The following is a 25336-nucleotide window of genomic DNA, read 5'->3' on the forward strand; positions in this document are numbered from 1 at the left end:
ACCTTGCGGGCGGCGGCGCGACATACTGCCATGATCGTCATCCCTCTTCGCTCGACCCCCGCAGACGCGCCATGCCGCCGCCGCGCTGCTGTTCCGGCGCCACGAGGCGGCTGAATCCGTGAATCTCGATCTGGCAGGCTTTGCGCGTCTCTCCCGCTTGCTCGCCGGCGGTATACGCTCCATAGAGATCTCATGGACGCCATCGATCTCCTCGTACGCCACCACCGCGAGCTCGAGCAGCGATTCTCCGAGCTGAAGGAGGCCTCTTCCGTCACCGCGGCGCAGTTCTCCGCTGCCGCCGACCTCCTCGCCACCCACATCACGATCGAAGAGCAGGACTTCTACCCGGCCGTCCGGGCGCGCCGCACCGAGGATATCCTCCTCGAGTCGCTGGAGGAGCACCTGTCCATCAAGCGGGTGCTGGCCGATCTCGTGGCCCTCGACGCCGCGGACGAGACGTTCGGGGCCAAGCTCCATGTGCTCGCCGAGCAGCTCGAGCACCACCACAAGGAGGAGGAAGAGCACCTGTTCCCCAAGGTCAGGAAGCTCCTTGACGACGGCGCGCGCGAAGCGCTCGGGCAGCAGATGGACGCGAGGATGCGCGCGCTGCAGCAGGGGGAGCCCCGCAGGCTCGTCCTGGGCCAGACCGACGCCGCAGCGCCCCTCCCCTGAGCCATGCCCCTCCAGCACTCTCTCCCCGATGGCCCCGGCGCCGTGAGCGCCCGCACACGCAAGCCCACGCAGCCAAGCGACGGCTGTTAGAAAAGATACCCTCACGCAACACGCGCGTGCTGAAGCCGGACGTAAAAACCTGAGCCGCATGCAGGCGCCGGCGCCACCGTACAAGTCAGAGAAACCTGAAAATTCGTCGGAGCGAATGCGATTTTTCTAGTAGGAATTTCCCCACGGTCGTTATTCTAGACTGCTGCGAGTCTCGTGGCAGTGGTCGGAATGGCCGCGGGAAGAGAGCATGGTGCGAAGAAGCCGATGGGCAGGGCCTGATGGCGTACGCCAGCTGCTCGGCGCAGCGGGCGCAGTCTGGCGCACGAGCGAGCGATGCCCGACGCTCACCGGGGATCTGCGACGGAGGTAGCATGACGGCTCGACCTGTACTCTCGATTGACACATCCTTCGACCCGGACAGCGCGTGGTTCGCGGCCGGACGCACGCAGCTCTACGGGCGTATGGGAGAGCAGTTCTCCATCGTACCGTTCGGACGTGCCAGCGCGGAGCGGAGGAGGATACTCCGCCAGATCGCGCGCGCCGAAAGCACCGGCAATTCATTCCGGGCGATCGTGGTGTCGTCCCACGGCAAGACGAGCTGCGTTGTGGACGACGAGTCGCCCGACGGCATCCTGCTCTCGCACGAGAGCCCTGCGCAGGAGATCGAGCTCTGGGCGCGGGGTCGCGTGCTCTATTTCTGCTGTGGCGAGACCGCGAACGGGCCGCTGTTCGACAGGCTCCTCGACGCGGGAGCGCGGGCGGTGGTCGGCTTCACGGGGAGGCTCGGCGCCACGACCGTCGACGGCAAGTTCTTCTGGCGGCTGCTCGATCACGAGCTGGTGACCTGCGCGCTGCACGACCAGCACGTGCCGGGCTTCGAGCGGGCGAGGCAGCAGTTCCTGGAGCGCGTCGCGACGCGGCTCGCGGCGCTCCCCGACGGAGCGGTCCGGGAAGACCTCTCGAGGATGATGGACCTGCTCGTGACGATGGTCATCCGAGGCGCGGAGAAGGGGTAGCAGCGCGCCGCCCAGGGTCGTCCTGCGGGGAAGGTCTTGCCGATGCGCCCGGCCCCCGGGGAGGGGGTCGTCGCGCGGCGCGGAATCAGGGACGGCGCTGCGGGAGCCCCGCTGGGACTCCGTCGAAGCGGGTCAGTTCAGGAAACACATCCCCGGCTTTTCCTCACATCTCCCGAGCACGCAGAAGCCCTCGCAATCGGCGTCACTCGAGCACGCCGTGCGGGCGCACGCGCCGGTCGTATCGCACACGTGGTTCTTCGGACAGTCCGCTTCGACGGCGCACGACCTCGCCCGACACCGATGATCCGGCGCGCACGCCAGCGTCGAAGGGCAGTCGGCGTCCGTCTCGCAGCCGCGGACGCAGGTGTTCCGCAGCTGCAGCTGGATAGCCAGGGGGCACGTGAAATGCGGCGGCTCGCAGATGATCGGCGCGCCTGCGCCGCCGCCTCCCGCTCCCCCGCCTCCCGCTCCCGCGCCGCCGCTTTGGCCGTCGATGCCGGCGCAGTCCTCGTCGGATCCACACCAGGCACCTCGTACCTCATAACAGACGGCATCGCTGATCCGGTTGCACGTGTTGTGGGTGCAATCCGCCCCGACCCGACACTCGAACTCACCGAACGTTGCGCCGCCGCTATCTCCAGCGGGCTCGACGCTGCCCCCGCCGCATCCGACGGAAACGCCGAGCACCGTACCGAACATCAATCGATGAAGCCTCATCCGCATAAAGTTTTGCCTATCAGGCGGCCGCTGTTCTGGAGAAGACTGCGGCACGTTCGCGACGACCGGAGCGACCCCGTACGCGCTGCGGACCTGAATCAGGGATCGAGTCCCTGGCGCTCGAAGCGAGAAACTGCCGAGGCGGCAAGGACGCCAAGAGACCCGAAAACATCTCTCTTTGGGGCGTCTTCTGGCGTCTTGACGGTCTGTATCCTCCTTGTCCGAGCACCGGTTGACGTTCTGCATCTTTCTCGCCCGAGCGCCGCTCCAGGGCGGCCCTGGTAGGACGCCGCGCGGTCCGGTAGATCCAGGAGAGCGATGCGACACAAGCCCTCGGTCGTGCTCTCCTCGGCGGCGCTCCTCCTCGCCGCCATGGCGGGCGACGGCCTCGCCAGCCCGCGCGCGGCCGTGCGCGGGCCGGCGAGCGACGCGTGGTTCATGGACGGCGGGCGCCGCGTCGACGTCGAGCGGCTCGGTCCGGCCGCGCTGGGCGCGTCCTCGACGCCGCTCGCGCCGGTGCGGCTCCGCTATCCAGGCGGCCGGACGGTCGAGGCGAGCGTCGGCGCGACCGCGATCGTGGAGGTCGAGCCCGGCGCGCAGGACGCGCTCGACGCGCTCGGCGCCGCCGGCGTCGAGCTGGTGAGGCCGCTGATGCCCTCGATCGGGCTGTGGCTCGTCAGGGACACCGGCGGCGGCGATGGCCTCGACCTCGCCCAGCGCCTCCAGGGCGCGGCGCGGCCGGCCTCCGTGCGCGAGGTGATCCCGGACCTCCACGTGCGCCTCGAGGCGCACGGCGCGCCGTTCGCGCCGGACGACCCGCGCCTGCCCGACCAGTGGTACTTCGACGACCTCCGGATGCAGGAGGCCTGGGGGCGCACGCAGGGAGACGCGGCCACGTCCATCGTCGTCATCGACACCGGCTGCGACCTCGATCACCCCGACCTCGCCGCGAAGATGGATCCAGGCCTGGACGTCATCGACGACGACGACGACCCCACCTACCAGCCGGGCGAGCAGAGCGTGAGCCACGGGACGGCCTGCGCGGGCCTGATCGCCGCCGACACCAACAACGGCGTGGGCATCGCGGGCGGCTGCCCCGCCTGCAGGCTGCGGTGCGTGCGGCTGATCGACGACGAGCCGCGGCCGATCTCCGCCTCGGTCGACGCCTTCGAGTTCGCCCTGCAGGTGAACGCCGCCGTCGTGTCGAACAGCTGGGGGTACGCCGACCCGATGCCCGTCCCCAGGGTGGTCGAGGCCGCGATCAACCGCCTGTTCGACGCCGGGCGCAACGGGAAGGGGGCGCTCGTCCTGTTCGCCGCCGGCAACGATGACCGGGAGATCCTCGACGACGAGCTCCAGGCCGTGCGGGGTGTCCTGACCGTGGGCGCCGTCAACCACCTGGAAGACGCGACGCCGTTCACGAACCGCGGGAGATCCATCGATCTCGTCGCGCCCACGGGGACGCTGAGCACCGACATCGCCGGAAGCGAGGGGGACGACGCGAGCGACTACACCGACCGGTTCGGCGGCACCTCGTCGGCGTGCCCGGTCGCCGCCGGCGTCGCGGGGCTGCTGGTGAGCGCCGCGCCCGAGCGGACGGCGGGCGAGCTCTACGACGTCATGATCCGGACGGCGCGGCTGGCGCCCTACGCGGTCCCCGACGAGAGCGGGCACGATCCCATCTTCGGGCACGGGATCATCGACCCTGTCGCGGCGCTCACGGAGGTGCTCGGGGACGAGCCGCCGCCGCTTTCGGGAGGCGGCGAGGGCGCCGACGACCAGCGCGCCGGCTGCGCGTGCGCCTCGGCCGGCGCGGGCTCAGGCGAGCGGCGAGGCCTCGCGGCGGCGGCGCTCCTCGGCCTGGCCGCGGCGGCGCGCCGGCGCGGCGCGGCCCGCGCGCGCCGCTGAGGGGGACGTCACGCTCCGATCCGCCGCGTGGCCCGGAGCGCATCCCGCCGGGCGAGCAGCCATGCGCGCGCCTCGCCCTCCGTCTCGAAGAACTCGACCGGATAGGATTGTCTCGTCAGGAGCTGCACGCTCTTCGCGGCGAGCGTGGAGACGACACGCACGGCGAAGCTCGCGCCGAACAGCGCGATCGCGTCGAAGCGCACGCCGCGGAGCTCGTCCGCCATCACCTTGCGCGCCGACGCCGAGATGGTCCCGGTGCGGCGCGCATCGGAGAGCACGAGGACCGCGCGGCCGCTCTCCGACAGGCGCCTGCACGCGGCGGCGATCGCGCGCGCCGTGTCGTCCGAGATATCGCCCTCGATGGCGGTGCACAGGATCCCCTCGGCGTCCTCGCGGAGGGCCCGGCTTGCGTCGTCGATGCGGGGGTCGCTCATGGCGTTGCACGGTAGCTCGTTTGCGCGGCGGTACGACGTTCGCTCGATCACGGACGCCACCCGCGACGACCGGCGAAGCGGCCGATCGAGCGCGTGGGTCGCGGCTCGAGGCCGCGCATGCGCCGGGTCGTCCGCGCGCCGCGGACGGTGACGTCACGCCTGGATCCGCCGCCCGGCCCGGAGCGCTCCCCGCTGCTGGAGGAGCCACGCGCGCGCTTCGGCTTCCGTCTCGAAGAACACGAGCAAGGGGAACCGCTTCGTGAGGAGGTGGATGCTCTTCACGATGAGCGTCGCCATGACGCGGATGGAGAAGCTCGCTCCGAAGACCGCGATCCCGTCGAGGCGCGCCGAGCGCAGCCCGTCCAGGTACACCTTCCGCGCCGCCGGCGTGACCGCCCCGCAGCGACGCGCGTCGGCGAGCACCAGGACCTCGCGGCCGCTGTCCGTCAGGCGCTGGAAGGCGTCCACGAGCGCGCGCGCGTTGTCCTCCAGGACATCGCCGTCGGTCGCGATGACCAGGAGGCCATCGGGCTCCTCACGGAGCTCGAAGCGCGCGCCCGCCGGACGGGGATCGCTCATGCCAGGCATGGTAGCCCATCCCCGCGACGCGCGTCCTGCGCGCCGGCGCTGCGCGATGGCGCGCGCCTCGGAGGGCGGCGGGCGTCATGCGCCCTGCCGCTGCGTGGCCCGGAGCGCGCCTCGCTGGGCGAGCAGCCACGCGCGCGCCTCGCCCTCCGTGTCGAAGAACGCCAGCGGATAGACCTCGCCCGTGAAGAATTGCACGCTCCTCGAGGCGAGCGTGGTCACGACGCGCAGGGAGAAGCTCGCCCCGAAGACCGCGACCCCGCTGAAGCGCACGCCGCGCAGCTCTTCCGCCAGCGCGCTGCGCGCCGCCGCCGTCAGGGTGCCGACGCGGCGGGCGTCGGAGAGCACGAAGACCTCGCGACCGCTGTCCGACACGCGCCGGAACACGGCGCAGAGAGAGCGCGCGATCTCGTCCGAGATGTCGCCCTCGATGGCGAAACAAAGAATGCCGTCGGTGTCCTCCCGGAGGAAAGGGCATGCGTCCTCGGAACGGGGCTCGCTCATCTCCCGCAGGCTAGCGCATCCGGCTCACGGCACGACGAGCGCTCGCGAGACCGGCGCGGGAGAGTGCTCGCCGGGTGACGCGCCTCACCGAGCGCCGCGTCGTGGCGCCGGCCGCCGCCGCCGAGCGCGCCGCCCGGCGCGTGTGCCCCCGCTCAGCGCCGGCGCCGGCGCGCGGCCAGCGCGAGCAGCGAGGCGCTCAGCGCGCAGCCGAAGGACGCGGCGGAGCTCGCGGCCGCGGCGGCCGGCGCCACGACGCGGCAGCCGCACCCGCCGTCGTCGACGCCGCCCGCTGCGCCCTCGGCGGGCGCCTCGCCGCCGGCGCCGCCGCCACCGCCGCCGGCGCCCTCCGCGGCGGCCCGGCACGCGGCGACCTCGTCCGGCGTGCCGATGCACAGCGTCGGCTTGCGCGATTCGCCTTCTTGCAGGCCGTTCACCACGATCACGGCGAGGTCATCGGCGCCCGCAGTGTCGACCAGCGCCGCGCCGGAGGCGACGTCGCCGGCGCGCACCACCTCACCGTACACGCGGCCGCGCCGCGCCGCGAGCAGCAGCGCGAGGCCGGAGAGCTGCGCCGAATCGTCCGCGGGCGCCGCGAGCGCGGCCGTCATGGTCGCGCGCCCGGCGGGGGAGACGCTGAAGTACTGCGCCGACGCGTGGAAGACGCGCAGCCCGTCCGCGTAGGGCGCGGCGACCTCCTCCGGGGCGAGCCCGCGGTAGCCGGACCCGGCGGCGTAGGAGCGCTCGGGATCCGCGGCCGATCCGGTGAGCAGGTTCCAGGCGGCGAACTCCACGAACGCCTCGGCGAACGTCGTCTGCGCCCGCGACGAGAGCAAGGGGTCGAGCTGCTCGAACCACACCGGATCCGCCTCGCCGTTCGCGCCGTCCTCGAGGCGCTCCCAGAGCGCGCGGACCGTGCCGTCTCCGAAGCGCTCCTCGAGGAACTGGAAGAAGAGCGCGCTCCCGTAGCTGAAGGGGTCCACAGGGCCGGTGAAGGGCACGTCGAGCGACCGATCCGTGTTCGCGAGGTAGCCGTCGACGAAGCCCTCGAAGTCCTTCAGCGAGGGGTCGAACGACTCGGTCGCCCAGACCGCGGTCCCCTCCGTGATCAGCGTGTCCTGGCCGTGGTCGTAGCCCGCCTGCACCGCGTGGAAGAGCTCGTGGCTCCCGAGGATCCGGTTCGCCGTCAGCGTCGACGGATAGCCGTAGCCGCTGTAGTCGTTCTCCTGGGTCATGAAGCCGGCGCAGCGGTCCCCGGCGTCCTCGGCGCAGGCGTCGACCCGGAACGCCCCGTCGCCGACGCCGGCGAAGTCGACGAGGTAGACGTCGAAGCGGCCGTCGCCGCCGTTGTCGGGCAGGTCCTCGTCGCTCCTCGGCGGCCGGAAGCCGAGGACGTCTCGGTAGTGGGTGATGACCTCGTCGTAGACGGCGGCGACCTCCTCGACGAAGTCGGGGACGCCCGTCGCGTCGCCGTCCTCGGCGGGCACCGCGCAGCGCCCCTCGCGCGCGAAATGGACGAGGAAGCTCCCGGACGCCGACGCGAAGGTCTCGACGACGTCGTCCGGATCGAACCGGAACTGGAGGCTCGTGCCGCGCGCGTCGGGCCGTTCGAGCGGCGCCGCGGCGGGCCCGTCGAGCGGCGCCGCGGCCGTGTCGTCCGCGCCGCAGCCGGCGAGCGCCGGCGCGAGCCAGGCCGCGAGCGCCGGCGCGAGCCAGGCCACCGCGCGGCCCAGGCGGCGCCACGGGGCCGCGGCGCGGGCCAGGCCGCTGCGCCACGCGGGCACCGCGCCGGCGGTCCGCGTCACGGCAGGAACGCCCACCGGATCTGGAAGTTGGCGGAGCCGGTGTCCTCCATCGGGACCATCCCGGTCTCCTGGCACCGCGCCTGCGTCTGCTCGTTGTAGAAGTGCGTGACGGTCAGCTTGAGGCTCCGGCCGTCGGCGAGCTGGAGCACGTAGACGAGGCCGGTCATCTTCACGCACCCGGGGTAGGTCCAGTAGCCGGAGAGCGCCGTCGCCGGGGAGTCCAGCCCGGAGCCGTCGGGGATGAGCTCGCAGCTCTCGGTGAAATACTCGTCGCTGCGGAGCCTCGGCTCGCCGGGCGCCTCGGTGATCCCATCGTAGTCCGGGGTGCCCGGGAGCCGCGCCGCCGTGACGCAAGACGGCCCGGAGTGGCCGCTGTTGATGCGCACAATGTAGCGCCGGAAGGCGATGTCCCAGTCCATGGACTGGAGCGATGCCTCGTCGGAGAGCTCGACCTTCTCGAGGCCGGCGTCCGTGAACCGGGCATAGACGTAGGCGTCGGGCTCGGAAGCGAAGGGGCCGCCCGCGGTGGCGTCGACGATGGAGCGGATGCCGGCGCCGTCCTGCTCGTTGAGGATCTCCCCGGGCGCCACGGTGTCCTGGAGGTTCATCTGCTGGAAGACCTCGTCCTCGCAGGGCACCGGCGTGGGCTCCGTGCAGGCGGGCCCGGCGGGGAGCCCGCCGCCCTCCGCGCCGCCAGGGCCCACGGGGTCCTCGGAGCCGCAGGCGCACACGGCGAGGAGGGCGAGGCCGGCGGCGACGAGGGGAGACGCAGTCGAGGTGCGCATGGACGACATGGTAACAAAAAGTCGGAGCCGGCGTGCCCGCTAGGGCGCGCCGCTGCGCTGGTAGAGCCACCAGTCTCCGACGTGGTCGACGGCGACGATGCTCGGGTCCTTCGCGAAGAGGTGATTCGCCCCCGCTCGCCGGCGGACGAGGAACCAGTCGAAGAAGGCGCCGTGGCGGCGCACGTCGAATTTTTCCGGCGTCCACTCCCATCGGAGCGGCGTGGGCGGCGGGACGACGGCGCCCGGCTCCTCGCGGGGCCTGTAGGCGACGGGCGAGGCATCCCAGACGGCGAAGTGGAAGCTGAGCCAGCCGCCTCGCGTGGCCTGCACCCAGGCGGGGAGATGGATGAACGGCGTCGTCGTCCGGGTCGAGCCGCCGTGATCGAAGACGAGGTAGAGCAGCCTCGGCGCCTGCGGGATGCGGGCGATGATGGCGTCGAAGTCGCGCGTGCTCTGGTCGAATCGGCGGTAGTTGTCGCGGACCACGGCGCCGAGGAGGACCGCGGCGGCCGACAGCGCGAGCACGGCCGGCACCTTGAGCCAGGGTGATCGCGGCAGGTCCGGGAAGGCGCCGAGGGCCAGGAACAGCGCGGCGACGATCTCGCGCGGGTAGACGTACCACCAGAGGCCGATCTGCAGCGGCAGGCTCAGGAACAGGCCCAGGAACACGATCGCGCAGGCGACCGGGACGAGGGCGGCGAGGCGCGCGAAGGACCGCTGCGGCGCGTCCACCGCGGGCGAGGGCGCCGCGCCGGCGCCGGTGCCGGCGGGTGAGCACGCAGCATCGGCGCTGGCGCCTGCGGGTGAGCGCGCCGCATCGCCGCCGGCGCCGGCGAGCCGTGCGGCGGCGCCAGCGGCGCAAACGAGCAGCGCGGCGAGCACGAAGCGCGCTGCCCGGCCGGCCGCTGCCGCCTCGGCGGGATCGGTGAAGCTCGTGAAGAGGAGCGATGGGATCTCGCGGAGCCGCTCCCAGTGGAGCGCGGGCGCGATGGGCGCCGCGTGCAGCGTGTCGGTACGGACCACGAGCCACGCCGCGAAGAGGGCCAGCGAGGGCGCGAGCGGGAGCGCGATGGGGCGGAGCCGCCGCGTCGCCGGGAAGACGACGATCGCCGTGCCGACCACGGCGGCGAGGGCGAACGGGAAGCGGAAGATGTGCGTGAAGAACAGGGCGACGAGCGCGAGCGCGAGCGCGATCTGCCGGCCGCGCGAGGGGCGATCGAGGAGCAGGAGCGTCAGGCCGACGACCATCGCGAAGAGGCCGAGCGCGCCCATGTGGTTGAGGAAGCCCCAGTGGGTGAGGTTGCACCAGACGAGGAGCAGGCCGAGGACGCCGAGGAGCGGGCTCCGCTTCAGGCCGTGGAAGAGGACGGCGAGGCCCGCGGGCAGGAGCGCGAGCATCGCCGCCGCCGCGACCTTCACCGCGGCCACGGGAGGGAGGACGAGCATCAGCAGGGCGCCGAGCGCGTACATGGACATGTACGGGACGGCGAGCGGCTGGAGCGTGAACTGCTCGCGGAAGTGCCACGCCGGGTCGAGGTAGTGCCTGAACGCCGCCGTCTCGGCCGCGTGGAACGGGAGATCGGTCATCGGCGGATAGCGGACGACCGCGAGCGGGACGGCGATCACATAGACGGACGCGGCGACGACGACGAGGGCGAGCGCCGCGCCGAGCGGCGCGCGGCGCGCGGCGCCCGCGCCGCGGCGGAGCAGGCCGGAGAGCGCGCGGCGCGCGGGAGCGGGCGCCGCCAGAGGCTCCGCCAGAGGAGACGGGGTACCCAAGGTGGCGGGAAGCTACCATCTCGGAACCGAGCCGAGGCCTCGGATGCCCGCCGGGAGAGGTCGCGATGTGCCGGCTCCCCCTCCCGAGGGGGGTTCGGTCGATCTGGAACCGAAAATGAGGCCTCGGATGCCCGCCGGGAGCGGTCGCGATGTGCTGGCTCCCCCTCCCCGAGGAGGTTCGGTCGATCCGGAACCGGTCCGAGGGCCTCGGATACCTGCACGCAGAGGTCGCGATATGCCGGCTCCACCTCGGCGACGCCAGCGCCGCGAGGCCAACGCCGCCGCGCGGCCCTTGCGGCCACCCGGCTCCGGGACGCAAGCTGCGCGCATGGCACGCCGCTTCAACACGGCCGGCCCCTGCCGCCCCGATTTGCACTACATGATCCCGGCCGAACGGCGCCTGCCCGAGGCGCCCGGCCTGGTGGAGCAAGGCGCCTATTTCGTGGTTCACGCGCCACGGCAGACGGGGAAGACCACGGCGCTCCGCGCGCTCGCCGATCAGCTCACCACCTCCGGCCGCTGGGCGGCGCTGCACTTCTCCTGCGAGGCGGGTGAGGCGGCGGGCGACGACTACGGCGCGGCCGAGCGCATCCTGCTCAGCTCGCTCCGGGCGCGCGCCGAGCTCACCCTTCCCCCCGCGCTGCATCCGCCTGCCTTCCCCGACGCCCCGGAGGGCAACCGCGTCGAGATCGCGCTGCGCGCCTGGGCCCGCGCCTGCCCGCGGCCGCTGGCGCTGCTCTTCGACGAGATCGACGCCCTGCGAGGCCAGAGCCTCCTCAGCGTGCTGCGCCAGCTGCGCGCCGGCTTTCCCGATCGCCCCGCCGACTTTCCCGCCGCGGTGGTGCTCTGCGGGCTGCGCGACGTGCGCGAGTACAAGGCGGCGAGCGGCGGCGACCCGGGCCGCCTCGGCACGGCCAGCCCGTTCAACGTCAAGCTCGAGTCCCTCAAGCTCGGCGATTTCGACCCTGACGAGGTGCGCGAGCTCTATGGCCAGCACACCGCCGACACCGGCCAGGTCTTTGCTGAAGAAGCGGTCGAGCGGGCCATTGCGCTCACGGCCGGGCAGCCGTGGCTGGTCAACGCGCTCGCCCGCGAGATCGTGGAAAAGCTCGCGGTGCCCGCGAGCGAGCCGATCACCGCAGCGCACGTCGAGACGGCCAAGGAGCGCCTCATCCTGGCGCGCGCCACCCACCTCGACTCGCTCGTCGCCCGCCTGCACGAGCCGCGCGTCCGGCGCGTGCTCGAGCCGATCCTCTCAGGCACGCTCGCGATCGTCGGCGACGCCTACCAGGACGATCTCCAGTACGCTCGCGATCTCGGGCTCATGGCGCCGGACAACCCCGCGCGCATCGCGAACCCGATCTACCGCGAGGTCATCGCCCGCGTGCTCGCCGGCGACGTGGAGCCCGTCATCCTGGCCGAGCCGAGGAGCTTCGTGCTGCCCGACGGCCAGCTCGACGTCGCGCGCCTGCTCCGGGAGTTCGCCGTCTTCTGGAGGGAGCACGGCGAGGCGCTCTCCGGCAATCTCGGCTACCACGAGGTCGCGCCGCAGCTCGTGCTGATGGCCTTCCTGCAGCGGGTGGTGAACGGCGGCGGGCTGATCGAGCGGGAGTACGGCCTCGGCCGGGGGAGGATCGACCTCCTGATCCGGTGGCCCTACCGCGCGCCGGACGGGTCACGCGCCGTGCAGCGCGCGGCGCTGGAGCTCAAGGTCTGGCGCGAGGGAGAGAAGGATCCCACGCCGAAGGGGCTCGCGCAGCTCGACGGCTACCTCGCCCAGCTCGGCCTCGACGAGGGCGTGCTCGTGCTGTTCGATCGCCGCGCCGCGGCGGGGGACGTCGAGGCGCGCACGCGGATCGAGGAGGCCCGGACGCCGTCGGGCCGGCGGGTGACGCTGCTCCGGGCCTGAACGGCCGCGGGCCGCGCGAGGCTCACGGCGCCCCGGGTCCCTTGCCCCTCGCCCCCGCGGCGCTCGCGATCTGGGCCTCGAGCGCCGCCACGCGCTCCAGCGCAGCCTCCTTCGCCGCGCGCTCTACCTCCTTCGCCGCGCGCTCCGCCTCCTTCGCCGCGCGCTCCGCCTCCGCGGCGGTCGGGAAGAGCTCCTCGCCCTCGGGCCCCGTGGCCAGCCGGAGGCGCGCCTCCTCGCCCGCGCCGATCACCCGCAGCCAGCAGCCGAGCACGCGCGCGTGGATCCGGTCGACGTTCGTCGTCTCCACCCGGACGAAGCCGCGCGTCTTCAGCCTCCGGTAGCGCTGCCATCGCACCCGATCGCGGCCCCGCTCCCAGTCGAGATCGAAGATCACGAGCTCCTTCACCCCGAGCTCCCGGTAGCGCTCGGGCGCGTCCACGTAGTCCTTGTAAGGCTCGTCGGACGAGACGACCTCGAGCGCGAAGCTCGGGGCGATGCCCGTCTCCCACACCTTCCAGCTCCGCACGCGCCGGCCCGGCGGCACGCCAGGGAGCACGTACACGTCCGGGGCCACGACCTTGGAGGGATCGAACTGCCGATAATAGATGAACTGGTCCGCCCCCACGAACCTCGGCCGACCGAGCGCCTCGTACCAGCGCTCGATGAGAGGACGGAGGAGCTCCACGATCCACGTCTGAAGGGAGTCCTCCCCCATCTTCTTCTCCACGGGATAGAACGTCGGATCACGCTCCTTGCCGTCACGGTGCGCCCGCCGATGGACCTGCCTGTGCGCCTCGGTCGACATGCCCCATCCTACCCGACCGGGGCGCGCGCATCGACCCGCGCCGCAGCGGCGCGGCGCTCGCCCCTCGGCGCTTCGCCTGCCCGCGCGGCGCCGCCGCCGAGATAGGCTGCGCCCACGTTGCTGCCCACGCGCCTCGCCCCCCATCCGACCGACCTGCGCGGCCTCCCCGCCGCGTCCCGCCGCGAGGCCCGCGCGGCGCTCGCCGTCACCGCGCTCGCCACGGCGTGGTTCGCGCTCGCGGCGGCGTGGGAGATGTTCGGACCCGTCCTCGCCGGACATTACGCGTCGTCGGCGAGCGTCGGGATCATCGCGGAGAACATGCTCCGCTGGAAGATCCCCGGACCCGTGTGGGAATACACAGCGAGCCGGCCAGCGCCCGGGATGTACTACTGCCACCACCCGTGGGGGATCTTCTGGACGACGGCCGCGTTCATGAAGGTCCTCGGGCGGCACGACGTGATCTGCCGCCTGCCCGCCGTCCTCCTGAGCGCCGCGACGCCGCCCCTGCTCTACGCCCTCGGCCGGAGCGTCTACCGGCCCGCCGCAGGGGCCGCCGCGGCGGCGTCGTTCGTCGTCCTGCCGATCACGCTCTCGTTCGCGAACTTCAACGCGCTCGAGGTCCCGGTCATGGCCTGGACGCTGCTCGGGCTCTTCGGCTACGTCCGCCTGTTACAGACATCCAGGCGCCGTTACCTCGCGGTGAGCGCGCTCGGGCTCGCGCTCGGGATGCACGCCGACTGGCCCGCGTTCCTGCTCACGGGCGGGCTGCTCGCGTTCGGCGCGATCCGGGCCTACCTGCTCCCGAGGCGCGTCTTCGGCCCGCTCCCCGAGCGGCGCTACGCCGCGTGGTGGGTGCTCACCGCCTCGCTCGCCGCGCTGACGGCCGCGCTCTACCTGGCCCTCTTCCAGCATGCCGGCAAGCTCGGCGACCTGCTGACGAGCTACGGGCTCCGCTCCTCGGGGAACGCCGAGCCGCTCGGCAGGGTGCTCGAGAGCCGGCGGTACTGGCTCGAGCTCTCGTTCACGCCGATCGCCATCGCCGCCGGAAAGCTCGCCGCGATCGTCTGCGCGGCGCGGCTCGTCCTGCTCCGGCGCGAGCACGACGCGCTGCCGCTGCTCTACCTCGCGACCGCGGCGGTGCAGTACGTCGTCTTCCGGCAAGGCGCCGACATCCACATCTTCTGGCCGCACTACTTCGCGGCCTACTTCGCCCTCGCCGCCGCCGCCCTCGTCGACACCGGCGCGGCGCTCCTGGAGCGCGCCGCCGCCGCGCGGCGAGCCGCCCGGGTCGCGACGCCGTCGGGCGGGGCGGCGCTCGACGCGCCGCCGGGAGGGCCGGCGCTCGCGGCGCTCGCGCTGTGGCTCGTGCCGCTCGCCGCCATCCTGCGCGACGGGCTCCCGGCGCTGCGTTATGCGCGCGAGACAGGCGGGCGCTTCAACGAGCGGGGGCACCTCATCGACTCCGACGGGGCGAAGACGGCGTTCCTGCGATGGCTCGCGCCGAGGCTGCCGGGGGCGCCGACCGACGCGCCCGTCGCGATGCACGAGAGCATGAAGGCCACCTGGGCCCAGGTCTGGGCGCTCGGCGGGCGCGTCGTGACGCCCAACCGACCCCCGCCGAAGGACGCGCCGCCGCGCGGCGCCTACCTCGTGGACACGCGGTTCATGCTCGACCGGGATCAGGCGAGCCTCGCGCAGCGCTTCGACGTGACGGCGGTGGGCCCGTTCTGGGCGCTCGGCGCGGGCGCCGGGGCGCGCACCCTCTCGGCGAGCGGCATCGAGGCGTTCTCGTTCCGCGAGCGAGAGCCGGGGCCCCTTGCCTGGTACCTCGTCTCGGGCACCGAGCCCGAGCGCGAGATCGTGCCGGATCCGTTCCTCACGTGGGAGCTCCGCGCGCACTTCGGACAGCCGGCGGAGCCGCCGGCCGCGCCGCCGGAGACGCTGGAGCAGAAGCGGATCGCGCACAACATGGCGCTCGGCGCGGGCGACGGCGCGCGCGCGGCGGCGCTCTTCGCGGAGATCCGCGCCGCGCTCGCGCCGATCGAGGCGCGGTTCGACGACGGCACGGAGCTGCTCGGGACGACGTTCCACGAAGGCGCCCGCTCGCTCCTCACGATCTTCGTGCGCGCGGGGGGCCCGGCGGCGAGCGACGTGGCGCTCGCGGTGCGCTCCCGGGTCGTCGAGCGCGCCCCGCTGTCCACGACGATGGCGGACCCGGTCGTCCGCGAGGTCGGACCGCCGACGGCGATCTCGCCGCAGCGCTGGAGGACGGGCTTCCTCTACGCCGATCCGGTGCCGATCCAGAAGCGGCCAGGGACGGAGGTGTTCTGGGCGTCCATGACGGCGCGCGGGCGCGGCCGCGCGCCGAAGCTCGTGGATCGCGGCGGCGCGTCGGAGGTCGAGGTCCTGCGGCTGCGCTGAGCGAGCACACGCCGCTATCCCCGTGGACACGGCCCCGCGTTCGGGTTTTACCTTCGGGCATGAGCTCTCGCCGAACAGGGTTGGTTCTGATCCTCGCGCTCGCGGCGGGCTGCGGCGCTCCGCCGCCAGCCGCCCAGTCGCCGGCGCAGCCCGCGTCGGAGGGGCCGACCGGCTCGGCGTCCCCGGAGCCGACGACCTCGGCCCCCCCGGAGCCGAAGCCCGCGGCGCCCCCGCCGGACGCGCAGGCCCCCGCGGCGGCGACGCCGGTCGAGGCGCCCCCGCCGCCAGCCACCTCGAGACCGGACGGCAACGTGAGGCCCGGCGCGGCCACCGCGACCGGCACGCTGGGGGGCAACATCTCCGAATCGCAGGTCCGCGACGTCGTGGAGAAGCACGGCGAGCTGTTCGACGAGTGCTACAAGATCGGCGTCAAGAGCTCGCCGAAGTTCACGGGGAAGGTGACCGTCAAGGCGACCATCGGTCCGACCGGCAGGGTGAACAGAGCTGACGTGGTGAGGTCGACGGCGAAGAATCAGCAGGTCGATCGCTGCGTGGCCGATACCTTCGAGAAGATGCAGTTCCCCTCGCCGCAAGGCGGGATGACGACCGTCATCACCTTTCCCATCGAGTTCAGCGGCGTCGAGCTCGTGCAACCCTGAGGGGAACCCTGGCGGCGCGAGGCCAGGTTCTCCCTGGTCGGGCGTGAGGTCCCGCTGAACTGCCCGGCCCCCTGGGAGGGGGCCTACCGGAGACGCGCGACCATGAATGAACCTGGACGACGAGGTCCTGGGCGCGAGCTCTCTCGAAGGCCGCGTCGGGCTTGAAATTTACAGTGCTTCACGGTGCGACGTCACACCAAGAGGCCATGGCACACACGGTCGACCCAATGTTTGTCATGAGAATCGCTATTTCGCGTTGCGCAAAGCCCCGCCCGGAAGACACCATGAAGCCTCGCTCTGGTGCTTTCGGCGGCTCGCCACGGTCCGCCGCCACAACGCCTAACTTCTTGGGAGAGCCATGAACTCGAGATCTCGCCTGTCGTCCTTCGGTCGGGTTCCGGTCGGACATCTGCTGCGGGTCGCGTGCATCGCTGCGGCGCTGCAAGCGGCCGCGTGCTCCAGCGATGACGGCCCCAGCAGCGCCGGGGACAGCGGCGGCACGACGGGGAGCGCGGGCAGCGCGGGCAGCGCGGGCAGCGGCGGAGACGACCTCGGCGGCGTGGCCGCGGGCAGCGGCGGAGACGACTTCGGCAGCCTGGCCACGGGCGCCGGCAGCGGCAACAGCAGCTCGGGGAGCGGCACGCCCAGCAACGAGGACACCTGCGATGGCCTGGACAACGACGGCAATGGCATCGTCGACGACGTCGACGTCGGCGGCGACGGCGTCTGCGACTGCCTCCGCATCGCCACGCTGGGCGAGCCGGGCCGGTGGGGCGACGGCGACGTCTTCGAGTCCTGGTTGAACCAGCGCAGCATCAACGGTGCCGTCGGCCTGAACGGCGCCGAGCTCACCGCGGAGGAGCTCGCGAAGCACCAGGTCATCGTCATCCAGGACGTGAGCGACATCGGGCGCACGTACTCGGACGCCGAGGTCGAGGCGCTCCGCGACTGGCTCTCGAAGGGCGGCGGCCTCATGACGTTGATCGGGTACGGCCAGACCGAGGAGCGCGAGAACGTCAACACGCTGCTCGCTCCGCTCGGCGTCGGCTACGACGAAGCGCAGATCCTCCCGAGGCGAGGCGGCGCCACGGTCCCCATCACGGAGTGGAGCGGAGGGCATCCGGTGCTCGACGGGATCGAGGCTGTCGGCGTGGACACCGGCTACCCGGTGGTCGGCGAGGGCGCCACGCTGGCGACCGGCGACGGCAACGACGTGCTGAAGGCGCTGGAGGTCGGCGATGGCCGGGTCCTGGTCTGGGGCGACGAGTGGATCACCTACAACACCGAGTGGGTCGATCATCCCGAGTATCAGGTCGAGCGCTTCTGGCTGAACGCCATCAAATGGATGACGCCAGCCAACGAGTGCCAGGTGGCCATCCCACCCCAGGTCAACTGAGCCCCTCGACCTCCCGCGCGGCGGTCACGCCGCCCGGGAGCCCTCGGCGCGCCGCGGGCCGGTCACGGTCCGGTAGAGCTCCTCGTATTTGCCCACCATCACGGCGCTGCTGAAGCGCTCGCGCGCGCGGCGCGCGCAGGCGGCGCGATCGAAGCGGGCCAGGCCCGCCGCGAGCGCGGCGAGGCGCGACAGGTCGCCCGGCGGCGCCAGGTAGCCGGTGACGCCCTCGTCGACGATCTCGGGGAAGGAGCCGCGGCGAAAGCCGAGCACCGGGGTGCCGCAGAGCATGGCCTCGATGGCGATCAGCCCGAACGGCTCCTCCCACTGGAGCGGGCAGAGGACGGCGCGGGCCCCGCGCAGGAGCGCGACCTTGCGGTCGTGGCCCATCTCCCCGAGGTCCGGTATCCCGCTCTCCCGGAGGCGCGGGGCGACCTCCTGGAGATAATAGATCCGGTCCTTGGGGTGCGCGCGGCCCGCGAGCTTGATCGGCAGGCCCGCGGCCCTCGCGACGTCGAGCGCCAGGTGGGTCCCCTTCTCCTCGGCGTAACGGCCCAGGTGCGCGAGGTAGCCCTCGTCGCTCAGGCTCGGCGGATAACGCGCCGGCGTGACGCCGTGATGGATGACGCACGAGCGCGGTAGCGGGATCTCCAGGGCGCGCTGCCGCGCGCTGATCGCCACGTACGCGACCTCCGGGTGGCGCGCGTAGATGCGCGAGCTCTCGCCGCAGGGCGCGTGGTGCAGGGTGTGCACCGCCGGGACGCGGACGAAGCGGGTGAACGGGACGGCGATCGGGCTGTTCACGTGGATCACGTCGAACCCGTCCTCGCGCGCGATCTCCGAGAAGGCCCAGGCGACGTGGTTGACCTCGTCTTCCGGCACCGGAGGCCAGCTAGGGCTCCCGTAAAGGGACCGGCGACGGCAGCTGACCACCGAATCTCCCGTCGCGAAGAGCGTGACCTCGTGTCCACGCGCCGACAGCCCCTCGGCCAGCTCGTGACAGAACAGCTCGGTCCCGCCGTACCCGGAGGGAGGCACCCGGATGAACGGGGTGGAAACGATCGCGATCCGCATGCTCGTTGCTCCTCGGTCGCCGCGCCGCGACCGGGGCCATGCTCGCCCCCGCTCGCAGCGGAGCGCATACCCGCACTCGGGACCCATCAACGAGCATGCCAGCGGGCTGCTCCCCACCTGCCCGGCCGAGGGAGCGCGCGAGGACAGCTGCTGCGCAGCAGACGCAGCGCGGCGCGGCGCCCGCCGAGGCAGCGCGATCCGGACCGGCGCGCGGCGGTGCGGCGCTTTCTTCAGGCGTCCCATGCGTCTAGGATGCGCCCTCCCGCTCGCTCCTGCGCGCGGGGCAGCGCGGGAAGCGTCGAGAGCCCGAGCGCCCCTGCCAATCTGCACACAGGTGGTCAATGACTTCGAGATCGAATCGTTACGGATCCGCGCTCGCGTTGAGCATTTCGCTGGTGGCCACCGCGGGCTGCCAGGTGGCCACGATGCCCGATCGCGGCCTCATCAATGAGGACACGGGAGGGAGCGGCGGACAGGGAGGAACGGGCGGAGGGGGCGGCGGCGGTGGCTCCGGCGGCAATGACGGCGGCGGCGGGAGCAGCGACGGCGGCGGCGGGAGCAGCGACGGCGGCGGTGGCTCCGGCGGTGGCGATGGTGGCTCCGGCGGTGGCGATGGTGGCTCCGGCGGTGGCAACGGCGGGAGCGATGGTGGCGCCGGCGGAGTCGATGGCAACGGCGGCAACGGAGGCGACGCTGGAGCCGGCGGGGACGGCGGAGCGGGCGGCATCGACGGCTCCGGCGGCGGCGGCAGCGTCCCGTGCACCGGCGACGCCGACTGCCCCGCGCCTGACAGCGAGTGCGCGATCGCGAGGTGCATCGACGGTGGATGCGCGACCGAGCCCGTGGCCTCGGGGACGCCCGTGAAGGTGCAGATGGCCGGCGACTGTCGCGAACGCGTCTGCGACGGTGACGGCGCGGTCACGGAGGTCGATGACGACGACGATTTGCGCGACGACCACAGCCAGTGCACGGTCGACTCCTGCCGCGATGGCTCGCCGATCAACGACCCGGTCGAGACCGGCACATGGTGCTCCCTGGCCGACGGCGGGCTGTGCAACCCCGCCGGGGTCTGCGTGCAGTGCCTCGTCGGCTCGGACTGCCCGACCGAGGTCTGCATCGACTACGTCTGCCAGGCCGCCTCGTGCGAGGACGGCCTGCAAAACGGCGACGAGGGCGGCATCGACTGCGGCGGCAGCGCCTGCCCTGCGTGCGGAGCGCCGGCCAGGGTGACCTCCGTCGATTATCCGATCATCGCCGTCGGCGGCGCGCTCGTGCTCACCGGCTCCGGCTTCACCGGGGCGACGGGGGTGACCGTGGGCTTCGCGGCGCAGCCCTTCACGATCGACTCCGACACGCAGATCACGATCCCCGCGCTCTCGGGCGCGACGCCGATCGGCCCGGGGGGCATCGTCGTGAACCGGCCGGGGGCGCGGTGGACGTCGTTCCCGGTGACGGTGATCCAGCTCCAGATCAACGAGGTCGACGCCGACACGGCGGACAGCGGTGACGTGCTCGAGTTCATCGAGATCAGCACGGGCTGGCGGTACGTGAGCCTCGCCGGTTACACGCTCGTGCTCTACAGCGGGGCCACCGATGGCTCCTACCGCGCGATCGAGCTCGACGGCACGACGGACGTGGGCGGGCTCCTGCTCGTCGGCACCAGCGGCGTCCAACCGACGCCCGCCCTCGTCTTCCCGACCAACACCCTGCAGAACGGCCCGGACGCGGTCGCCTTGTACCAGGGGCTGCCCGCGGAGTTCCCCACGTCCACGCCGGCCACGGCGGCGCGCCTCATCGACGCGCTTGTCTACGGACCGGCGGCCGAGCCGGACACGCAGCTCTTGAGCTCACTGATCTCCAGCGCTCCGGGGCGCGTCCAGGTCAGCGAGGGCGCGACCTCCGCGCTGTCGCAGGCGCAGTCGATCCAGCGCTGCGCCGACGGCCTCCGCGACGGCCGCCGCTTCGGGGCGGCGGCGCCCACCCCTCGCAGGCCCAACACCCTCCCCTGCCCCTGAAGGCGCGGCGCAGCTGGCAGCGCGCCGCGCCGCCGCCGCCCGGCGCTGGGCTCCGGGGCTCAGCGCTCGAGGTGGATCTCGAAATCCTCGATGCTCGCGGCGAGCTCGTAGCGCTCCTCGATGAGCCCCGCGAGCTCAGGGAACCCGTTCAGCGTGTCGCGCGAGTCGATCACGTCGCCGGTCACCGAGGGGAAGACGTCGTGGCGCTCGACCACGATCGCGGCCGGCGGGCTCGCGGCGAGGTCGCGCATCAGCGCGTCGCGCGCCTCCTGCCGGGCCCACGCCGCGCGCTGCGGGACGTTGTAGAGGTAGCGCGTCGCCGGCGGGCGATCGGCGAGGTCGTAGATCACCGGCTCGAAGCCCCACACGAACACGGGGCGCCCCGGCGCGACGCGCTCGCGCAGCCACATGGCGACCTCCCGGTTCGCCGCGGCGTTGACGTCGGCGACCGACGCGAGGCGATCGAGGCGCGCCTGGTCCCTCGCGCCCGTGGCGAGCACCGCGATCCGCTTGGCGCAGCGCTCGATGTAGTCGTCGGCCACGTCCTTGGTCGCGGAGCGAGCGAAGGCGGTCGCGACGAGCGCCGCGAGGAGCGCCGCCGCGGCCGCCTTCGCGCCGGACCGGGTGCACCGCTGCCACGCCTTCCAGAGGCCGAGCGCGGCGAGCATCGCGGTGAGCGGCCACGTCGCGCCGTAATGGTAGGGGAAGAACTTCGCCTGCATCACGACGCCGACGAGGTGCATGGCGATCACGCCCGAGAGCAGCGCCACGCCCGCCCGCTCGTGGCGTTCGGGGTGCAGCGCGACCAGGCAAGCGAGGCCGAACGCGAGCGGGCCGGAGTAGTGGACGAGCCACTCGCAGGCGCCGTACCACGCCATGCCGAGCACGCTCGCGCCGCGCCACCCGAGCGCTGTGTAGTGCGGCGTGAAGACGAAGAGGACCTCCCACAGATCGCCGAGCGCGCCCCTCAGCGCGAACCAGGCGGCGCAGGCGAGCACGGGGAGCACGCCGCCCAGCGCGATGAGCAAGGCGGGCCGGAGCGCCGCCCAGAGGAGCGCGGTCGCCGTCGAGCGGACCGGCCCGGGCGCATGCGGCGCAGAGCGCGCCGGCTCGCCCTGGAGCGCGGTCGGACCGGCGCCGATCCAGCGCTGCACGGCGGCCCGCTCCGAGGCGCGCCGCGCGAGCTCCGCGAGGGCGGGCGCGGCCAGCGCGACCGCGAGCACGACGCCGCCCCCGGCGAGGGGCGGCTTGAGGAGACCGGCGGCGCCGAAGAGCACGCCCGACAGGACCAGCGCGGCGCCGCGGGGCGCCGGGCGCGGCGCGCCGTCGCGGCCGCGCGGCGTGGCCACGAGCAGCGCGGCGATGGTGAGCATGCCGCCGAACGACTCGGGCTGCGCCGTGTGCCAGAAATCGAGCTGGGCGTGCACCAGCACGGCGAGCGCCGCGGCGACGACCCCGATCCGCCGGTCGCCGAAGAGGCGGGCGGCGAGCGACGCCATCGCGAGGCACATGCCGGCGAGGCCGAGTACCTCGAGGACCCGGATGCCCCACTGCGCGGGGCCGAAGAGGGCGCGGGCGAGCGCGTAGATGAGGAAGATGCCGGGCGGCTTGAAGTCGAACGCGTCGCGGTAAGGCATGCCGCCGTCGAGCACCGCGCGCGCGACCATGGCGTAGATGCCCTGATCGCGGCCGTAGCCGTAGGTCAGCACCTGCAGCAGCAGGAACGCGATGACGCCGAGCGAGGCCGCCCGGATCGCCCGCGCCCCCACGACGCGCGGCGGCCCGGCGGCGAGGAGCTCGCGCGCGCTCTCGCTCGAGGGGGCCAGGGGGGCGGGGGCTGCGGTCGCATCCGGCGCGGCGTCACGCACGGGGCCCTTGTACCGGCTGGGGCCCGCCAGCGTCTACGTGCGTCGACATACGATTCCAGCCGCCCTGGCCTCGGTGGAGGCGGCTCGCCGTGGCCGAGACCGACGCAGCCGACGCAACCGACGCAACCGACGCGCCGACGCGCCGACGCGACCCACAAAAAGGATACACACCGGACGAACACTGTGTCGTTGCTCTCGAAGGGCGGGCGGCGTATACGACCGTGCCGCCTTGCCCGGAGAGGTGAAACGGGCGCTCACGGCGGCGCGCGTTGGAGGCGCGAGAAGCGATGGTCGAAGTCCGCATGCCACAGCTCGGTGAGAGCGTGGTCGAGGGAACCGTCTCGAGGTGGCTCGTGCGCGAGGGCGATTTCGTCAAGCGCGAGCAGCCGCTGCTCGAGGTTGCGACCGACAAGGCCGACACGGAGATCCCGGCGCCCGTCGCGGGTCGTGTCTCGCAGATCGCGGTGGCCGAGGGCACCGTCGTCGCCAAGGAAGGTCTGCTCTGTCGGATCGACGAGACGGCGCAGGGCGAGGCCCAGGCGACGGCCCAGCGCGCGAGCGCGCCGCCGGCGCCGGCGGCGTCCGAAGCGCGGCCCGCCGCGCCGGCGCCCGGCAGCAACGGACACGACGAGAGCGCCCGCCCCCTGACGAGCCCGTCGACGAAGAAGCTCGCGCGCGAGTCGGGCGTCGACCTGCGCGACGTGCACGGGACAGGCGACCACGGCCGGATCACCCGCGACGACGTGATGCGCGCGGCGCACGGCGCGTCGGCCGAGCCGGCGCCTCAGCCGAGCGCGGCGGCCCAGCCGGCGAGCGCGGCCGCGGAGCTCTCGCAGCTCATCCAGGCGAGCGGCGGGTTCGTGCCGCCGGTGCCCGGCGTCGGGTACGGCGCGTACAAGGTGCCGCCCTACTCCCCGAAGCCCGGCGACAAGGTGGTGCCCTTCAGCCGGCGCCGCCGCATCACCGCCGACCACATGGTCTATTCCAAGGTGACGTCGCCGCACGTGGTGACGGTCGCCGAGGTCGACCTTCACGAGACGTCGAAGCTGCGCGACCTCCACAAGGACGAGTTCAAGCGGGCGGGCGTGTCGCTGACGTTCCTGTCCTTCATCTGCGCCGCGGCCGTCCGCGCGCTGCGCGAGCACCCGGAGTTCAACGCTCGAGTGCTCGAGAACTCGTACGTGGTGCTGCGCGACGTCAACCTCGGCGTGGCGGTGGACACGCCCGGCGGCCTCATCGTCCCGAGCATCAAGCACGCGGACGAGCTGTCGCTGCGGGGCATCGCGAGGAGCATCGACGAGCTGGCCGGGCGCGCGAAGTCCGGCAAGATCACGGCCGACGATCTCGCGAACACGACCTTCACGGTCTCGAACCCCGGCCTCAAGGGGAACCTCTTCGGCGGCGCGATCATCTCGCAGCCGAACGTGGGCATCCTCCGGATGGGGGAGATCAAGAAGCGCGTCGTGGTGGTCACGAAGGACAAGGAGGACTCGATCGCGATCCATCCGGTCATGTTCCTCGCGCTGTCGTACGACCACCGCATCATCGACGGGGTGCTGGCGAACTCGTTCCTCTGGCGCGTCACCGACATCCTCACACGCGGGGAGTTCGAGGTATGAGCGCGACAAGCGAAGTGCAGGGCCTGCGGGCACTCAACGAGGTCGATCCGGAGATCGCCGAGCTGATCCGCCTGGAAGAGCGGCGGGAAGCGGACACGCTCCGGCTCATCGCGAGCGAGAACTACGTGTCTCGGGCGGTGCTCGAGGCGACGGGCTCGGTGCTGACGAACAAGTACTCCGAGGGGTACCCGCACAAGCGGTATTACGAGGGTCAGCAGCAGGTCGACGTGGTCGAGGAGCTCGCGCGGACGCGGGTGGCCAAGCTGTTCGGGGCCGACCACGTGAACGTGCAGCCCTACTCCGGCAGCCCGGCCAACCTGGCCGTCTACCTCGCGTTCGCGCAGGCGAACGACACGATCATGGGCCTCGGCCTGCCGGCGGGCGGGCACCTGACCCACGGCTGGTCGGTGAGCATCACCGGGAAGTACTTCAAGAGCGTCCCGTACGGGGTTCGCGAGAGCGATCACCGCATCGACCTGGATCAGGTCCGCGATCTGGCGCGCGCCCACCGGCCGAAGCTCATCTGGTGCGGGACGACGGCGTACCCGCGCACGCTCGACTTCGCCGCGTTCCGGGCGATCGCCGACGAGGTGGGGGCGATCCTGGCGGCGGACATCGCGCACATCGCGGGGCTCGTGGCCGCGGGGGTGCACCCGTCGCCGGTGGGCATCGCCGACGTGGTGACGTCGACGACGCACAAGACCTTCCGGGGCCCGCGCGGCGCGATGATCCTCTGCAAGAAGGAGCACGCGGGCGCGATCGACAAGGCGGTGTTCCCCGGCCTCCAGGGCGGTCCGCACAACCACACGACCGCGGCCATCGCGGTCGCGGCGAAGGAGGCCTCGGAGGAAGGGTTCCGGGCCTACGCGAAGCAGATCGTGGTGAACGCGCAGGCGCTCGGGCGCGCGCTGGAGTCGCGCGGCTTCCGGCTCATCACCGGCGGGACCGACAACCACCTCTTGCTGATCGACATGACGCCGAAGGGGATCGCGGGCAAGCCGTACGCGCAGGCGCTCGATCGCGCGGGCATCGTGGCGAACTACAACTCGATCCCGTTCGATCCGCGCAAGCCGTTCGACCCGTCGGGGCTCCGCATCGGCACGCCGGCGGTGACGTCGCGCGGGATGGGCGTCGCCGAGATGGAGCGCCTCGCGGCGTGGATGGATGAGGTGGCGCAGAACGTGAACGACGAGGCGCGCATCGCGCGCATCGCCGCCGAGGTCGCGGAGCTCTGCCGCGGCTTCCCGGCGCCCGGCATCCGGCTCTAGCCGGCCCTGCGGCGAGCCACGGCGCTGCGACCGAGGACGCCACGGAGAGCGA

The 25336-nt window shown here is 72.8% G+C and carries 19 protein-coding genes; 10 read left to right on the forward strand and 9 right to left on the reverse strand.

Annotated features, from left to right (window positions below):
- The first annotated feature begins 192 nt into the window (after positions 1-192).
- The 3 genes from WME73_RS35710 to WME73_RS35720 all read left to right on the forward strand — a co-directional run bounded on the left by WME73_RS35710 (position 193) and on the right by WME73_RS35720 (position 4364).
- Positions 193-672 (forward strand): hemerythrin domain-containing protein, encoded by a 480-nt coding sequence (locus WME73_RS35710; protein WP_437740826.1) that lies wholly within the window; start codon positions 193-195, stop codon positions 670-672.
- 422 nt (positions 673-1094) lie between these two features.
- Positions 1095-1739, forward strand: coding sequence for a hypothetical protein (locus tag WME73_RS35715; RefSeq protein ID WP_437740827.1), 645 nt, complete (start codon positions 1095-1097; stop codon positions 1737-1739).
- A 1035-nt stretch (positions 1740-2774) separates the two neighbouring features.
- On the forward strand, positions 2775-4364 hold the full coding sequence (locus tag WME73_RS35720) for a S8 family peptidase (protein ID WP_437912440.1): 1590 nt from the start codon (positions 2775-2777) through the stop codon (positions 4362-4364).
- Positions 4365-4372: 8 nt separating this feature from the next.
- Here the strand turns inward: WME73_RS35720 and WME73_RS35725 are convergent, their stop codons facing one another.
- From WME73_RS35725 to WME73_RS35750, 6 genes are all read right to left on the reverse strand, one after another.
- Positions 4373-4798 carry an STAS/SEC14 domain-containing protein gene (locus WME73_RS35725; protein WP_437740829.1) on the reverse strand — a complete coding sequence of 142 codons (426 nt, stop codon included), beginning with the start codon at positions 4796-4798 and terminating at the stop codon, positions 4373-4375.
- A gap of 153 nt (positions 4799-4951) precedes the next feature.
- A complete protein-coding gene (locus tag WME73_RS35730; RefSeq protein WP_437740830.1) occupies positions 4952-5377 on the reverse strand; it encodes an STAS/SEC14 domain-containing protein in 426 nt (141 codons plus the stop codon).
- Between the two features lie 84 nt (positions 5378-5461).
- Positions 5462-5887 (reverse strand): STAS/SEC14 domain-containing protein, encoded by a 426-nt coding sequence (locus tag WME73_RS35735; RefSeq protein WP_437912441.1) that lies wholly within the window; start codon positions 5885-5887, stop codon positions 5462-5464.
- A 152-nt stretch (positions 5888-6039) separates the two neighbouring features.
- Positions 6040-7704 carry an MXAN_6640 family putative metalloprotease gene (locus WME73_RS35740; protein ID WP_437912442.1) on the reverse strand — a complete coding sequence of 555 codons (1665 nt, stop codon included), beginning with the start codon at positions 7702-7704 and terminating at the stop codon, positions 6040-6042.
- Positions 7686-8474, reverse strand: coding sequence for an HmuY family protein (locus WME73_RS35745; RefSeq protein ID WP_437912443.1), 789 nt, complete (start codon positions 8472-8474; stop codon positions 7686-7688). The genes WME73_RS35740 and WME73_RS35745 overlap by 19 nt, the downstream gene beginning before the upstream one ends.
- A gap of 39 nt (positions 8475-8513) precedes the next feature.
- Positions 8514-10253 carry a hypothetical protein gene (locus WME73_RS35750; RefSeq protein ID WP_437912444.1) on the reverse strand — a complete coding sequence of 580 codons (1740 nt, stop codon included), beginning with the start codon at positions 10251-10253 and terminating at the stop codon, positions 8514-8516.
- 328 nt (positions 10254-10581) lie between these two features.
- Between WME73_RS35750 and WME73_RS35755 the strand changes: the two genes are divergently transcribed.
- On the forward strand, positions 10582-12162 hold the full coding sequence (locus WME73_RS35755) for an ATP-binding protein (protein ID WP_437912445.1): 1581 nt from the start codon (positions 10582-10584) through the stop codon (positions 12160-12162).
- A 22-nt stretch (positions 12163-12184) separates the two neighbouring features.
- Here WME73_RS35755 and WME73_RS35760 read toward each other — a convergent pair whose 3' ends face one another.
- Positions 12185-12967, reverse strand: a complete 783-nt coding sequence (locus tag WME73_RS35760; RefSeq protein ID WP_437912446.1) for a Uma2 family endonuclease — start codon at positions 12965-12967, stop codon at positions 12185-12187.
- A 117-nt stretch (positions 12968-13084) separates the two neighbouring features.
- Between WME73_RS35760 and WME73_RS35765 the strand changes: the two genes are divergently transcribed.
- The 3 genes from WME73_RS35765 (at position 13085) to WME73_RS35775 (ending at position 17443) form a co-directional block, all read left to right on the forward strand.
- On the forward strand, positions 13085-15388 hold the full coding sequence (locus WME73_RS35765) for an ArnT family glycosyltransferase (protein ID WP_437912447.1): 2304 nt from the start codon (positions 13085-13087) through the stop codon (positions 15386-15388).
- 59 nt (positions 15389-15447) lie between these two features.
- Positions 15448-16047, forward strand: coding sequence for a TonB family protein (locus WME73_RS35770; RefSeq protein ID WP_437740838.1), 600 nt, complete (start codon positions 15448-15450; stop codon positions 16045-16047).
- A 358-nt stretch (positions 16048-16405) separates the two neighbouring features.
- Complete coding sequence (locus tag WME73_RS35775; RefSeq protein WP_437912448.1) at positions 16406-17443, forward strand: hypothetical protein; 1038 nt, start codon at positions 16406-16408, stop codon at positions 17441-17443.
- 24 nt (positions 17444-17467) lie between these two features.
- Here WME73_RS35775 and WME73_RS35780 read toward each other — a convergent pair whose 3' ends face one another.
- Complete coding sequence (locus WME73_RS35780; RefSeq protein ID WP_437912449.1) at positions 17468-18514, reverse strand: glycosyltransferase family 4 protein; 1047 nt, start codon at positions 18512-18514, stop codon at positions 17468-17470.
- A gap of 380 nt (positions 18515-18894) precedes the next feature.
- Here WME73_RS35780 and WME73_RS35785 point away from each other — a divergent pair, with 380 nt between their 5' ends.
- A complete protein-coding gene (locus tag WME73_RS35785; RefSeq protein WP_437912450.1) occupies positions 18895-20529 on the forward strand; it encodes a hypothetical protein in 1635 nt (544 codons plus the stop codon).
- 59 nt (positions 20530-20588) lie between these two features.
- On the opposite strand, the gene WME73_RS35790 is transcribed toward WME73_RS35785, so the two are convergent.
- Positions 20589-22397 (reverse strand): glycosyltransferase family 39 protein, encoded by a 1809-nt coding sequence (locus WME73_RS35790; RefSeq protein ID WP_437912451.1) that lies wholly within the window; start codon positions 22395-22397, stop codon positions 20589-20591.
- Positions 22398-22699: 302 nt separating this feature from the next.
- Between WME73_RS35790 and WME73_RS35795 the strand changes: the two genes are divergently transcribed.
- The gene (locus WME73_RS35795) at positions 22700-24016 is read left to right on the forward strand and encodes a dihydrolipoamide acetyltransferase family protein (protein ID WP_437852116.1); all 1317 of its coding nucleotides are present in this window, start codon (positions 22700-22702) and stop codon (positions 24014-24016) included.
- A complete protein-coding gene (glyA, locus tag WME73_RS35800) occupies positions 24013-25284 on the forward strand; it encodes a serine hydroxymethyltransferase (RefSeq protein ID WP_437740844.1) in 1272 nt (423 codons plus the stop codon). Before WME73_RS35795 ends, glyA begins: the two co-directional genes overlap by 4 nt.
- Positions 25285-25336: the final 52 nt, after the last annotated feature.

Origin of the sequence: Sorangium sp. So ce302, assembly GCF_051530145.1 — a bacterium.
In the GTDB taxonomy this organism is placed as follows: domain Bacteria; phylum Myxococcota_A; class Polyangia; order Polyangiales; family Polyangiaceae; genus Sorangium; species Sorangium cellulosum_B.

Bases quoted from the DNA above. Each gene is read 5' to 3' on its own strand.
- WME73_RS35710 (WP_437740826.1), top strand. From the start codon at position 193: ATGGACGCCATCGATCTCCTCGTACGCCACCACCGCGAGCTCGAGCAG.
- WME73_RS35715 (WP_437740827.1), top strand. From the start codon at position 1,095: ATGACGGCTCGACCTGTACTCTCGATTGACACATCCTTCGACCCGGAC.
- WME73_RS35720 (WP_437912440.1), top strand. From the start codon at position 2,775: ATGCGACACAAGCCCTCGGTCGTGCTCTCCTCGGCGGCGCTCCTCCTC.
- WME73_RS35725 (WP_437740829.1), bottom strand. From the start codon at position 4,798: ATGAGCGACCCCCGCATCGACGACGCAAGCCGGGCCCTCCGCGAGGAC.
- WME73_RS35730 (WP_437740830.1), bottom strand. From the start codon at position 5,377: ATGAGCGATCCCCGTCCGGCGGGCGCGCGCTTCGAGCTCCGTGAGGAG.
- WME73_RS35735 (WP_437912441.1), bottom strand. From the start codon at position 5,887: ATGAGCGAGCCCCGTTCCGAGGACGCATGCCCTTTCCTCCGGGAGGAC.
- WME73_RS35745 (WP_437912443.1), bottom strand. From the start codon at position 8,474: ATGCGCACCTCGACTGCGTCTCCCCTCGTCGCCGCCGGCCTCGCCCTC.
- WME73_RS35755 (WP_437912445.1), top strand. From the start codon at position 10,582: ATGGCACGCCGCTTCAACACGGCCGGCCCCTGCCGCCCCGATTTGCAC.
- WME73_RS35760 (WP_437912446.1), bottom strand. From the start codon at position 12,967: ATGTCGACCGAGGCGCACAGGCAGGTCCATCGGCGGGCGCACCGTGAC.
- WME73_RS35770 (WP_437740838.1), top strand. From the start codon at position 15,448: ATGAGCTCTCGCCGAACAGGGTTGGTTCTGATCCTCGCGCTCGCGGCG.
- WME73_RS35775 (WP_437912448.1), top strand. From the start codon at position 16,406: ATGAACTCGAGATCTCGCCTGTCGTCCTTCGGTCGGGTTCCGGTCGGA.
- WME73_RS35780 (WP_437912449.1), bottom strand. From the start codon at position 18,514: ATGCGGATCGCGATCGTTTCCACCCCGTTCATCCGGGTGCCTCCCTCC.
- WME73_RS35795 (WP_437852116.1), top strand. From the start codon at position 22,700: ATGCCACAGCTCGGTGAGAGCGTGGTCGAGGGAACCGTCTCGAGGTGG.
- glyA (WP_437740844.1), top strand. From the start codon at position 24,013: ATGAGCGCGACAAGCGAAGTGCAGGGCCTGCGGGCACTCAACGAGGTC.